The 12,791-nt window shown below is 37.0% G+C and carries 13 protein-coding genes; 7 read left to right on the forward strand and 6 right to left on the reverse strand.

Annotated features, from left to right (window positions below):
- The first annotated feature begins 17 nt into the window (after positions 1-17).
- Complete coding sequence (locus BFL47_RS04170) at positions 18-581, forward strand: YqgE/AlgH family protein (protein ID WP_069658553.1); 564 nt, start codon at positions 18-20, stop codon at positions 579-581.
- Between the two features lie 399 nt (positions 582-980).
- On the opposite strand, the gene purE is transcribed toward BFL47_RS04170, so the two are convergent.
- From purE to BFL47_RS04195, 4 genes are all read right to left on the reverse strand, one after another.
- Entirely contained in the window at positions 981-1,478 is a 498-nt protein-coding gene (gene purE, locus BFL47_RS04180; protein WP_069658555.1) for a 5-(carboxyamino)imidazole ribonucleotide mutase, read from the reverse strand.
- Positions 1,479-1,486: 8 nt separating this feature from the next.
- Positions 1,487-2,626: a 5-(carboxyamino)imidazole ribonucleotide synthase gene (locus BFL47_RS04185; RefSeq protein WP_069658556.1), complete on the reverse strand. Its 1,140-nt coding sequence runs from the start codon at positions 2,624-2,626 to the stop codon at positions 1,487-1,489.
- 86 nt (positions 2,627-2,712) lie between these two features.
- Complete coding sequence (locus tag BFL47_RS04190; protein WP_069658557.1) at positions 2,713-3,198, reverse strand: NADH-quinone oxidoreductase subunit B; 486 nt, start codon at positions 3,196-3,198, stop codon at positions 2,713-2,715.
- The gene (locus tag BFL47_RS04195) at positions 3,195-3,785 is read right to left on the reverse strand and encodes an NADH-quinone oxidoreductase subunit A (RefSeq protein ID WP_069658558.1); all 591 of its coding nucleotides are present in this window, start codon (positions 3,783-3,785) and stop codon (positions 3,195-3,197) included. Before BFL47_RS04195 ends, BFL47_RS04190 begins: the two co-directional genes overlap by 4 nt.
- A gap of 364 nt (positions 3,786-4,149) precedes the next feature.
- Between BFL47_RS04195 and rpmH the strand changes: the two genes are divergently transcribed.
- The 4 genes from rpmH to tsaB all read left to right on the forward strand — a co-directional run bounded on the left by rpmH (position 4,150) and on the right by tsaB (position 5,712).
- Positions 4,150-4,308, forward strand: coding sequence for a 50S ribosomal protein L34 (gene rpmH, locus BFL47_RS19215; RefSeq protein ID WP_083256999.1), 159 nt, complete (start codon positions 4,150-4,152; stop codon positions 4,306-4,308).
- A 66-nt stretch (positions 4,309-4,374) separates the two neighbouring features.
- Complete coding sequence (locus tag BFL47_RS04200; RefSeq protein WP_069658559.1) at positions 4,375-4,767, forward strand: ribonuclease P protein component; 393 nt, start codon at positions 4,375-4,377, stop codon at positions 4,765-4,767.
- A complete protein-coding gene (yidD, locus tag BFL47_RS19220; protein WP_083257000.1) occupies positions 4,748-4,993 on the forward strand; it encodes a membrane protein insertion efficiency factor YidD in 246 nt (81 codons plus the stop codon). Before BFL47_RS04200 ends, yidD begins: the two co-directional genes overlap by 20 nt.
- 32 nt (positions 4,994-5,025) lie before the next feature.
- A complete protein-coding gene (tsaB, locus tag BFL47_RS04205) occupies positions 5,026-5,712 on the forward strand; it encodes a tRNA (adenosine(37)-N6)-threonylcarbamoyltransferase complex dimerization subunit type 1 TsaB (RefSeq protein ID WP_069658560.1) in 687 nt (228 codons plus the stop codon).
- Here the strand turns inward: tsaB and BFL47_RS19710 are convergent.
- Both BFL47_RS19710 and BFL47_RS04215 read right to left on the reverse strand, forming a co-directional pair.
- Positions 5,709-7,187 (reverse strand): DUF5723 family protein, encoded by a 1,479-nt coding sequence (locus BFL47_RS19710; protein ID WP_170827263.1) that lies wholly within the window; start codon positions 7,185-7,187, stop codon positions 5,709-5,711. The genes tsaB and BFL47_RS19710 overlap by 4 nt on opposite strands.
- Positions 7,123-9,753, reverse strand: a complete 2,631-nt coding sequence (locus tag BFL47_RS04215; protein ID WP_069658562.1) for a hypothetical protein — start codon at positions 9,751-9,753, stop codon at positions 7,123-7,125. Before BFL47_RS04215 ends, BFL47_RS19710 begins: the two co-directional genes overlap by 65 nt.
- Positions 9,754-9,900: 147 nt before the next feature.
- Here BFL47_RS04215 and BFL47_RS04220 point away from each other — a divergent pair, with 147 nt between their 5' ends.
- Both BFL47_RS04220 and priA read left to right on the forward strand, forming a co-directional pair.
- Entirely contained in the window at positions 9,901-10,281 is a 381-nt protein-coding gene (locus tag BFL47_RS04220) for a DUF423 domain-containing protein (RefSeq protein WP_069658563.1), read from the forward strand.
- Positions 10,281-12,761, forward strand: a complete 2,481-nt coding sequence (priA, locus tag BFL47_RS04225) for a replication restart helicase PriA (RefSeq protein WP_069658564.1) — start codon at positions 10,281-10,283, stop codon at positions 12,759-12,761. Before BFL47_RS04220 ends, priA begins: the two co-directional genes overlap by 1 nt.
- Positions 12,762-12,791: the final 30 nt, after the last annotated feature.

Consider the following 12,791-nt stretch of genomic DNA (forward strand, 5'->3'; position numbering starts at 1 on the left):
GATATTGTTAGAAAAATATGTTAAATAAAGCTCAACCATTAAAAGGAAGTTTGCTTATATCCGAGCCATTTATGATGGACCCTAACTTTAAGCGTTCCGTATTATTACTTACAGAACATAATGAAGAAGGAACTATTGGTTATGTATTGAATCAAAAAAGTAGTTTTTTTTTAAATGATGTTATTCCGGATTGTCCTGATGCAGATTTTCCTATTTTCATCGGGGGGCCAGTAGGAGCAGATACACTTCATTTTCTTCATATATGTAATGATAGATTGGATGGAGGGTTAGAAATTGCCAAAGGGATATATTGGGGAGGTGATTTTGAAATGCTTATGCTTATGATTAATGCGAAACATATTGAAAAACATGAAATCAAGTTTTTTATTGGATACTCTGGCTGGGAACCTGGTCAACTAAATAAAGAGCTTGAACAGAATTCATGGCTTGTTCAAAATACGTATAAACCAGAGATGATTACTAATAATAACATTGATAATTTATGGAAAGAGATTGTTTCGCAACTTGGTCCCAAATATGCTCATATAGCTAATTTTCCAGAAAATCCACTTTGGAATTAAAGAGTCTTATAGTTCAGAAAGTTGAAGATTTAATGTCATTTTAATATTTGAACTGCAAAGATCATACAAATCTGGTCTCGATATCTTTATGCTGGAGGTAGGTTGTATTGTGCAAGGATAATGCAATAGAACATTTCCCAACTAAGAAGCATTAATAACAGGACAGGATAATGCAACAGCGACATCACCAAAAAGAAAATCTATTGGATAACGATTGTGAAAGAGATTACAATAGATAAAATAACTACGTGACAAATGTAAAAGATCAGTAAGCAAATTAAGTTTAGCAGATTGTGTGTTGGTAATAAAGCTGGATTCGCTTATAATCAAGTTGTTGCTTTCAGCAAAATAGGGAATAAACACCCACAATCCCAAATAATTCGACTTCGTAAATATTAACTATTTTGAATTAAAAGAAAGCTCCATTTCTCTAGCTGATTCTTCCACTTTAAGTTTTAAATCTTCTTTATAAGTTTTTAGTCGTTGAGTTAAGTCACAGTTTGAAAGGGCGAGTATTTGAGCGGCAAGAATTCCTGCATTTTTAGCAGCATTTAATGCGACAGTAGCTACGGGAATACCGTTTGGCATTTGTAAAATTGATAAAATCGAATCCCATCCATCTATGGAGTTAGATGATTTAATTGGAACGCCTATAACAGGTAAATGCGTAATAGAGGCCACCATTCCTGGTAAATGAGCAGCACCACCAGCTCCCGCAATAATCACCCCAATACCTCTTTCTGATGCCGTTTTAGCATATTGAAACATCCTTTCAGGAGTTCTGTGAGCCGAAACTACTGTGATTTCAAACTCAACACCTAAACTTAACAATATGTCCGCTGCATCTCGCATCACTGGTAAATCAGATTTGCTGCCCATTATTATTCCAACCTTCATCTTATTTGTTATGCTTTAACTTTAACTATTTCCTGAATCATACGGGCTTTTTCTATCGCCTTTTCCCTGATCTCATCTATAATGGTAATATGTCCCATTTTTCTGAAAGGCTTTGTAAATTTCTTTCCATATAGATGGACATATACCCCGTCCATCTTCAGGATATCGTTTAATCCTTCATATACAGCTGGTCCTTCAAAACCGGGTTCTCCCAAAAGATTAATCATCACCGCATTGCTTATCAATCTGATATCTCCTAGCGGTAAATTAAATATAGCCCTAAGGTGTTGTTCGAATTGAGAAACAAAATTCCCTTCTATAGTATGGTGTCCGCTGTTATGCGGGCGTGGCGCTAATTCGTTTACCAATATTTCTCCATCTTTAGTAAGAAACATTTCTACAGCAAGCAGCCCTGTTATCTTTAGCGCATTAGCAATTTCTAAAGCGAGAAATTCTGCTCTTTGCTGAATTTCTAATGTTAATGTAGATGGAGAAATAAGAAACTCTACGAGGTTGGCTTCACTATTGAATTCCATCTCTACACAAGGATACGCTTTTGTTTCTCCGTCATTATTTCGGGCAACAATAACTGCAATTTCGCGATCGAAATCTATCCATTCTTCAATGATACTAGGCTCATCAAAAGCATGTTTGAAGTCCCCTTCATTATTTATTTTCTTCACTCCTTTTCCATCATAACCATCTCTCCTTAACTTTTGAATATAAGGGAATGGGATAACAGCAGTCTTAAGAAATTCTTTGGATGTGATGAGCTGAAATGGAGCAGAAGGGATATCGTGTTGTTTGAAAAACTCTTTCTGCAGCCCCTTATCCTGAATAAGGCGGATAACACGCGGCTCTGGATAAACTAATACACCTTCTTCTTCTAACTTTTGAAGGGCATCTACGTTTACTTTTTCGATTTCAATAGTTAACAAATCTGTATTTTTTCCAAATTCATACACGGTCTCATAATCGGTTAAAGAACCAACTACAAATTTGTTACACAAGTGCTTGCAAGATGCATCAGGGTCAGGGTCTAAAACTCGGATGTTGACATTGTAGTTTATAGCTTCCTGAATTAGCATACGGCCAAGTTGACCGCCTCCAAGAATTCCTACACGCAAATCACCATAAAATGCTTTCATTGTTGCAAGTTTAGTTTAAATCTGCGAAAAAAACTAATTTAAGTCTACTACCTGAATAGGATTTAGTATGTTCACTTGAATGTTAACTAGCTGGAAGTCAAAAGACTCTCTCCCCTAATTTTTTTTTGCAATTCGATGATTCCTCCAATTAATGCTTCAGGTCGGGGCGGACATCCCTGCACATAGATATCAACTGGTATAATCCTATCAACTCCTTTCACCACATGGTAGCCATATTGCCAATAAGGCCCCCCGCAATTTGAGCAGGAGCCCATTGAAATAACATATCTGGGTTCGGGCATTTGTTCATATAATCTACGAATACGCTCAGCCATTTTAAAGGTAACCGTACCTGCGATGATGATCACATCAGATTGGCGGGGAGTAGGACGTGGAAAAACCCCAAGCCTATCCAAATCAAAATTGGCAGAATAAGCACCCATCATCTCAATTGCACAACAAGCTATACCGAAACTTACAGGCCATAAAGAAGAAAGTCTGGCCCAATTCAATAAATCATCCAGCTTCGTAACTATAATTCCTCCATCCTGGGACATTTTATCAAGACTCATTTCTGTATTCTTTTAAAAGCAGGCTTAAATGCCGGCTTTACATTAGGTTGTGTAATTACATTTTCTTTTTCAGCCACTAAAGGAAAGGAATCCATTGAAAATGATTTTACTGTATATATTTCTGAATTAATCCTATCATAAGCACTCAATGGAATGCCAGTATCAATCACAGTTAAAATAGGGTTGGGTTTGATCCAATTCAAATCTTTACGCATCCAGACATAAACCAAACCAAGTAAAAGAACACCTACAAAAATAAACATTTCAATTAAAGTAAGCCAGCCCCATGCATGGTCTGCCAGAATAAGCTCCTTTTGACCAAAAACAGTTGACCAGGGGAAAATAAATATCATCTCTACTTCAAACAATAAAAACACCAATGCTATAACGTAAAAACGGGTATTCACCTGAATCCACGCATTACCTGTAGGTTCTTCACCACACTCATAAGAGCTTAACTTAGTTTCGTTTGGTTTGGAGGGAGCAAGAAAACCGGATAGTAATATTGTGCCAGACACGAGTAGGAGACCTGTGATGAGGATTATAAATACTTTTCCAAATTCGGTTAATTGAGATACCTCTTCCATGCGCTCAAAATTACATAATAATTGCTTGAATACAGACTGGATAAAGATCAAGTTCAGAGGAGTGCTAAATTTGAATAGAATAACTAAATAACTATGAGCACATCAAATAGTTGTGTTGTATACTTGACATACACGACATTACCAATAACTACTGAACAGATCAGGTAAAGGTCGAGTTCAAAGAAATACCAAATTGAAAATGTATGGAAAACAATGCTATTTTGAGCATTTCCAGATATAGATGATGTCCCTGGATATAAGAAATTAATAAAAACACCTTATTATTACTACAAAATTTGACAATAAAAAAAATCTCCCTATATTTGCGCTCTTTGTAAGAATAGAGACACATTTTATATAAGTCATGAAAAGAACATTCCAGCCTTCCCAAAGGAAAAGAAGAAATAAGCACGGATTCAGAGAGCGTATGAGTACTGCCAATGGTAGAAGAATATTAGCTTCAAGAAGAGCCAAAGGTAGAAAAAGATTGACAGTATCAGACGAACGTAGTCATAAAGCATAGTATTGATCGTAGCTATCTCCCTGCGGATCTGCAGAGTATCTGCATTTAGGCTAGCGCAATCAATATATGTACACATTTAAAAAAGAAGAACGGTTATGTAATAAAAGGCTTTTAAAAAAGCTTTTTACGAACGGTTCTTCTTTTTTAGTTTACCCGTTTCGAGTTGTTCATTTACTCGAATTACTACCTTCCAGCTATCCTGTTCAGGTACTTGTTGCCGTTCCCAAACGCAAATTTAAGCGCGCCGCTGATCGCAATTTGCTAAAGCGAAGAGTCCGTGAGGCGTACAGATTGCATAAAGATTTGTCTTTATATTCATTTCTAAGCAAGAAAAATCAACAGATTATGCTTTCTTTACATTACATAGGCAACGAAATTGCCGATTACAGTGTAATTGAGAAAAAGCTTTTATTGGTTTTAAAGCAATTGAATAAGGTGTATGGTGAGGAAATTAATTGATGCAGTTTTATGGGTTATCGGCCTTACATTTCTCCTGTTAATACGGTTCTACCAGTACTTTATATCACCGCTATCCGGTGCATCCTGTAGATTTACACCAACCTGTTCCCAGTATGGTGTGGAGGCAATTAAAAAGCATGGTCCCTTTAAAGGTGGTTGGCTAACGCTAAAACGAATATCCAAATGCCATCCATGGGGAAGTCATGGTCATGATCCCGTTCCTTAACTTATATTATTGTCCCAATTTATCTTATTAAAATGGCTTTAATTCTTCAAATTGAAACTTCAACCATCTCCTGCTCTGTAGCTCTTTCAGAAAACGGACAAACTCTTTCATTCAAAGAGGCAGCCGAACGGAATATTCACGCTTCCAGTATCACTTTATTTATTGAAGATGTCATGAAAGTGGCAGATAAGAAATTGACAGACCTTGATGCAGTTGCCGTAAGCATGGGACCTGGATCTTATACAGGCTTACGTATAGGCGTTTCTACGGCTAAAGGACTTTGTTATGGACTAAGTATTCCACTGATTGCTATTGATACCTTAAAAGCAATGGCTGCTAGCATAAAAATTAATTTAGGTAGTGGAGAGCATTTATATTGTCCAATGATCGATGCCAGAAGAATGGAGGTGTATTCTGCGATATACAATGCCGAATTAGTTCCGATTAGCCCTATAGCCGCAAATGTCATAGAAGAAACATCGTTCTCTTCTATTCTAGAAAAACATAAGGTTGTGTTCTTTGGAGATGGAGCAGAAAAGTGCATCGCATCACTAGGAAATCACCCTAATGCAATTTTTATTACTGACTTTACTAATTCCGCAGTTGATCATAATGCACAGGCTTATGACAAATATAATACGCAATTATTTGAAGATCTAGCCTATTTTGAGCCCTACTATTTAAAAGATTTTGTCGCGACAACTCCTAAAGCCGTTTAATCCCTGTTTCCAAATAGCTTACGTAAGATGCCAGTTCCTGGCATTCTATGATTAATACCCGGAATATAGTTTTCATTTTGGGGATAACTAACTACTCTTCCAAACTTTAACGCAAAGCCGATATAGGCAGATGCACCTGCAATGCCCTCATTGAAATTCTCCTTTCTGGACTCTTCATTCTGAGTTAATAATACAGTGGAATGATAAGATTGCAGAATATTATCTGATCCAATAAAAAATTCCACATTTGGCGATTTTAACATCACCTGTCCGCCCACTTGAAAATATTCATTCAAGTTATAAGCTCCAGAAACGCTTAGATTCAAAACCTTATATCGATAAGAATTCATTAATACGATATCACCACTATGATTGAAAAGGCTTTTAGAAATCAATATTGATGGTTTGAAAGCACCTATTTCTTTATTGACAAGCGCTTCAGCCTTTCCATTAATTAACGTTGTGTAACGTTGCTGGACTAATGAATTTTGTATATAATTCAGTTGGTCATTCGAATCTCCAAGAGGATCTATGACAATGCTTCCGTCGTTCCTGTACGACTTTTTCCCCCATCTTATAAATCCTATATCTTTCAAATTGGTTAACACATATAATCCATTTTTAAGCTTAAAATTACCGCTAAGGGATACCGACATACCTGGATTTTTAAATCCAGGGTTTAAATAATCCCGATCAATATCATGATAATTATAGCTGCTCTTTAAATCGCCATCAATATTAAATGTGTTAGTTCTAGGAATTAACACCACAGATGAAACCTTTATGGAGTTTTGAGCAATTCCACTCAGATAACTTACTTTTACTCCATAACTGAACATCTTGTTATATTGCTCCTTGTATGTAAAACCGATCTGATGGTAGGATTGAGCCTCTATATTTGTTGCCGACAGTTGATCCTTACCCTTCCTATCCATGTATTGTATCACTCCATTTTCACTCGTATCTGTTCTGGTTTTAAAAACAATCAAGGCTTGATTATGCAGTTTTCCTTGCGTTTCAGCTCTTGTTTGCCAGGAGAAGCCCAGTTCACGTTGATATTTAACCGTTTTAAGAAGGCGAAACATGAGTAAATAGGTATTTGTACTGACATTAAATCTGTTAAACTTTCGGGAATCCACATCAAGGGGCGTATACGATAAACCGTTATCATAAAGTATACTATTTTTTAGTGCTGCTTTACCAGGACCCGAAAAACTAGCATTAACCCCGCTGTTAGGAAAAAAAAAGTTAGACGCAAACTGCCTGCTATTATCAAGTTCAAAAGACTTTTGAGAAGGATTTTCAAATGAGTCCCATAACGTTCCTGTTCCGTATAGCGAAAACTTTTGTGCAGCAACAGGATGGGCCCAAGCAAATGCTAAAGTTGATAAAAGAATACACCTAGCTGATTTACAATTTATAAGCATACAGGTTCCCATCATTACTTCCGCAAATGAGGTAGCGTAAACCATCATTCCTGATTGTACCCATATAGAACTCTCCCGTGCCTTTAACCGGAAAACCTTTAGAAAGATTGCCTTCATTGTCAAATAAGTATAATTCATTTTTTTGGTAAGAAGATACAGCAATATTCCAGGTCCCTTGATCCACAGAAAAAAACTGTAGATTGTTTTTAGAAGAGTTTTCGAAATCATAACTAAAAACAGTCGTATTGTCCTTATTTAACACAGATAAGCTATTATTGTCCAGGTAAATATACTCAGGATTACTATCACCTGTTATATTTTTATAACTAAAAATATGATTTTCATCCCACACGCCAACACTCGTACGTGTTATTGCTCCATTAAAAGGTATTTCATGCAACACCCCCGCCGTATCCGTAGTCACAATCCAGGAGTCGTTAAGATTCTCCGATATAACAGGAAAAAGATTATTTTTAAATTCAGTGACAACCGTGTTTTCCTCTACATGATGAATTAAAGAACCATTCATAGCATTAAAAAAGAAGAATTCCCCCGATTGAGTGCCCACAATGATATAATGTAATTTCCCAATTTCTGCGTAAAGAGGAGCTGAACACAGTTTCGATGGCATGTTTTTATTCCAGCCTTCCAACTCTTTCCCTGCTAAAGTATAGGCTAATATCTTGTTCTGAGCAGCAATTAATAGGTATGACTGAGCCGGGTCTGTTCCTGTTAGCGTTAAGCCATATACCGTTTTTTGTGGAAGAGAAAGCGGATAGCCTTCTACAGCAGTACCATCAGGATGGATTCGGTATATTTTATCTTCTGTATTAAACAAAATAGATTCATCATTTAATTGATGAAGTTCCCCACGTATTGTTCCCGGAAGCTGTGTAGCCCAAATTCTCTTTCCCTCGTCCGAAAGCGCATATAGATTATACACGTTATCCTGAACCATGATAATTTTTCGGTCCCCATCATTAAATACTGCAGGTGCCGAAGCGATCCGGGCATTCATTTTAAACGACCAAACCTTTTTAAAAGCCTTTTTTGCCAGTGTATTGTAATTGGCATATATATTAGTTTGAAAATAACTGCCTGCCGAACTCCATTGTACGGAAAGGCCATAGAAGTTATTCAAACCTTCTTCATCCTTAAAAAGTGCAGCATATCGATTCTTTAATCTGGAACCAATCACACCTGAAGAGTTTTGTGTTTCAGCAAAAAACGAAATATTACTTTTTGTTGCTACGAGCTGATCATGATCCTTAAACTCTTTTGATTTTGCTATAAAACTACCCGCATCATAATTATCCATGTATCTCGTTATGGCGCCCTGGGAATTTGCGATAATCAAAATGTTATCAATTATTCGAAAATAGGGTTTCGGAAAAGCCCTCATTGGCTCGCCCAGGCAATAATAAAGAATGTTCGAATAATTCATCTGGCTGATAAATGCGGAACTTTTACTGGATATCGCTTGTAAGGATGCATCAACCGCTGTTCCATTGATGAGTTTAATAATACCTACCTTTTCTTGTTGGACAGTTTCAAAAATCATGAATTCATTCCCAAATTGAGGAAGTAGATCAAGATCTAAATTAAGGCCTTTGTCTGCATGTAAGGCTTGTAATTGGTCCTGCATTTTTTTTACTTCCCCCTTCTTGGTAAAATAGTGAGTTAAATCCTGATGAAACAGTTTGAAATTTGATATACCGAAAGTGATAAAATTAGCTGTATTGACTGGAAGAAAAGCCTTTAATTGGTTTTTTACCGGACGCTGATGTAAAAAGGTATTTAAATAATTTACCCCTGTGGTATCTGGAATACTATTGCCATTAAACATTAAGGCATCACTCTTAAAGTTCATGCCAAGCGACGAATACCCGCTTAGCCCCTTTAATAAAAGCGTATTTCCTATTGCTTTTCCTTTCATAAAGGACAATACAAACGACGACAAGTTGCTTTTATTTACAAATAGATTGATGGGAGTACTTTGCGTTTTTGCTATTTCCTTATTAATCAGGGAAACAAATTCGGATGAAATTTTCGGAGATTTGCTGTCTGCAGCCTTATCCAATAATTCACTGGAGTAACTTCCCAGCACTGCTCCCTTAAAAAAATGAAGGTAGAACGGACGTTTCAGATTCTTAAACTCCAGCTTATAGGTATCGCTCTTAGGCATTAAGCTATATTTAACCCCTGTGCAGTTTTTTAATAAAAGCTCCGCTTCCTCTTTATTCACTGCTTCATTCATCCCCATTGAAAATAAATAGTCCAGCGAATCAGTATGCATCTTATGAAAAGAAATGAAAATCTTCCGACCCTTAACTTCTTCTGCTATAAGCGGTTGCTTAAGCAGCATTGCCCGTAGTTGAGAGATCTCCACACTCCGTTTTTCTCCAATTAATTCATCAAAAAGAGAATAGTCTTTTATGATGTCATAGAAGTAGTCATCATTGCTGAAATTGACAATCAGTGTGGCGTCCGAAGGAATATATTTTAATACTTTTGTATTGTTATTTGAATTACCTGTTAGCTCTGAGAAATATTTTACCGCAATAACTGCGATAGCGATTAACAAAACTGAACTTAGAATTATTATTTTCTTCATCGTTTGCTTACAAACTTAGATAATTTTGCCTTTAACTTGATAAGAAAAAGCTTTTGATTTTAGCTAAAAACGAGAATAAAATTAAAGCAAGTACTATTTTACAATCGGATTAAAACAGGATGACTACATTAGCACTTTAGATCATTTATGAACAGAAAAATTATCATAACAGCCTGTGTGTTCGGAATCATTGCCGTTATATCAGGAGCCTTTGGAGCGCACGGATTAAAAAATCTAATTGCACCTTCTGATCTTGAAAACTGGAAAACAGCTGTTAATTATCAGTTTTATCATATCCTGGCGCTACTGTTTTTATCTGCAGTACCACTTAAGAGCAGGTATATCAATTTTTCCTATTATACTTTTTCATTAGGAATAATCTTATTTTCCGGATCCTTATATCTTCTTGCTACACGCTCTATAACAGGTCTTCCAGTCAGTGTACTTGGTCCCATCACTCCATTAGGCGGTCTAATGTTTATACTAGGTTGGGTGTTTTTATTACTAGCTGCAATTAAAAATAAATAATGCTTGAATTTAATGAAGCCCCTGGCGAACATAAAACCTTTTTTATAGAAGTAATATTACCACTTTCTATTTCCCGAACCTATACCTACCGGGTACCGCAGTCTTTTAATCAACAGATTGAAGTAGGGAAACGTGCTGTGGTTCAATTCGGTAAAAGTAGAATTTACACCTCTATTATCTATTCCATTTCAGAAAAAGCTCCTTCTTTATATGAAGCTAAGTACATTATTGATATTCTGGATGACACCCCGATAGTAAATGCGAAGCAAATAAAACTTTGGGAATGGATTGCTTCTTACTATATGTGTACAATAGGGGAGGTGATGCAGGCCGCTTTACCATCTGCCTTGAAATTAGCCAGCGAAACAAGGGTTATCTTGTTGAAAGACGCTGAATATGATAAAGCCGACTTAAACGACAAAGAATTCTTAATTATTGATGCCCTGGAGATCCAGCCTGAACTCAAGGTAAATGAAATTGTTAAGCTCTTAGGTCAAAAGTCTGTTTTCAAGCTTCTAAAGTCCCTTTTTGACAAAGGAATTATCCATATCTCCGAAGAAGTAATTGAACGGTATAAACCCCGTATGAAATCATTTTTCCATTTAAATCCTTTTTATAAGGACGATGCAAACAGAAAGGCTTTATATAACGTACTAGAACGAAGTCCAAAACAACTGGAAGCTTTCCTCGCCTTTACCAAGTTAAGCCGTTCCAATCCTTCTGTTCTCAAAAAAGAGATCATGGAAGAATGTGGTTGTAGTGCCGCCATTATAAAAACGCTTGTTGATAAAGAGATTCTGATTCAGGACAGTATAGCCGTAAGCCGCCTGCCTGAAGGAGACACTGAGTTAGATGAACATTTCCTTCTAAGTCCTAAACAAGAACTGGCTTATGAAGAATTACATACTCAATTTACTCAAAAAGAAGTCGTATTACTTTATGGCGTCACATCCTCCGGTAAAACCCAGCTGTATGTACGCCTGATTGAAGAAAATCTCAAGCAAGGAAAACAAGTATTATACCTCCTTCCTGAAATTGCATTAACCACACAGATTGTTGAACGTTTGAAGAAATATTTCGGAAACGCCATTGGGATCTATCATTCCAGAATGGGTGATAATGAGCGTGCAGAAGTATGGTCAAAGGTATTAAAGAACGAGTACAGCATTATTCTAGGGGCACGATCAGCTGTTTTTCTACCCTTCTCAAATCTGGGTTTAATCGTTATCGACGAGGAACATGAAACCTCATATAAACAACAGGACCCTGCTCCCCGTTATCACGCACGGGATACCGCTATCTACCTGGCGCATCTTCATCAGGCTAAAGTGTTGCTTGGATCCGCAACGCCTTCCCTCGAGAGTTTTTACAATTCTAAAACCGGAAAGTATGGCTTTGTTCAGTTATCTGAGCGTTATGGAGAAGCCGGACTCCCCGAAATACAAGTGGTTAGTATTGGGGATGAAACCAATAAGAAGACTATCCAATCTAACTTTACTAGTGTTTTAATTGAAGCGATCAAAGAAAATCTGGAGAAAAAGGAGCAGGTAATCTTATTTCAGAACAGAAGAGGATATACGCCTATGTCTATCTGCCGCACCTGTGGGTATATATCAAAATGTATCCACTGCGATGTTAGTTTAAATTACCATAAAAGCACCCATCAACTACATTGTCATTACTGCGGCTATAAACAGGATGTTTTATCTGTTTGTCCTGCATGTGGTTCGGTTCATATCGAGCCCAAAGGTTTTGGTACCGAAAAGATTGAAGACGACTTGAAATACATTTTTCCCGATGCCCGTATCGCAAGAATGGACCTCGATACTACGAGGGCAAAACACAGCTTCCAGCATATCCTGACAGAGTTTGAAGACCAGAAAATAGATATCCTGGTAGGCACACAAATTGTTGCTAAAGGACTTGACTTCAGTCATGTAACCCTAATAGGGGTTATTAATGCCGATAGCTTATTAAACTTCCCTGACTTCAGGGCATTTGAAAAAAGCTTCCAAATGTTATCTCAGGTAGGAGGAAGAGCAGGTCGCCGTGACAAAGCCGGAAAGGTCATCATTCAGGCCTATGATGTAAAACACCGGGTTATCGACCAGGTGATTCATCACAACTATGAAGGCCTTTTCAAAACAGAAATTCAGGAAAGGCAGAACTTTAAGTATCCGCCCATTTATAGGATGATCCGTCTTGATATTAAACATAAGGATCAGGCCGTGTTAAATCATGCCTCCCAACGTTTTGCAACGGCCATTAAGAAAGATCTGGGGATCCGTGTACTTGGGCCTGAAGACCCGATGATTACCCGTATCAGGAACCTGTATATCAAAACTATTTATATAAAGATTGAGCGGAATGGAATTCCTGTTTCAAAAGTCAAAGACTATCTCAAGACCGCATTGATTGGTTTTGAAGCTGATAAATTAAATAAAGGAACCTTTATCCAGGTCGACGTTGATCCGTATTAAAGACAATTTTATAAACCTGATTCCTAATCT

It is taken from the genome of Arcticibacter eurypsychrophilus (genome assembly GCF_001730525.1).
Classification (GTDB): Bacteria; Bacteroidota; Bacteroidia; order Sphingobacteriales; family Sphingobacteriaceae; genus Arcticibacter; species Arcticibacter eurypsychrophilus.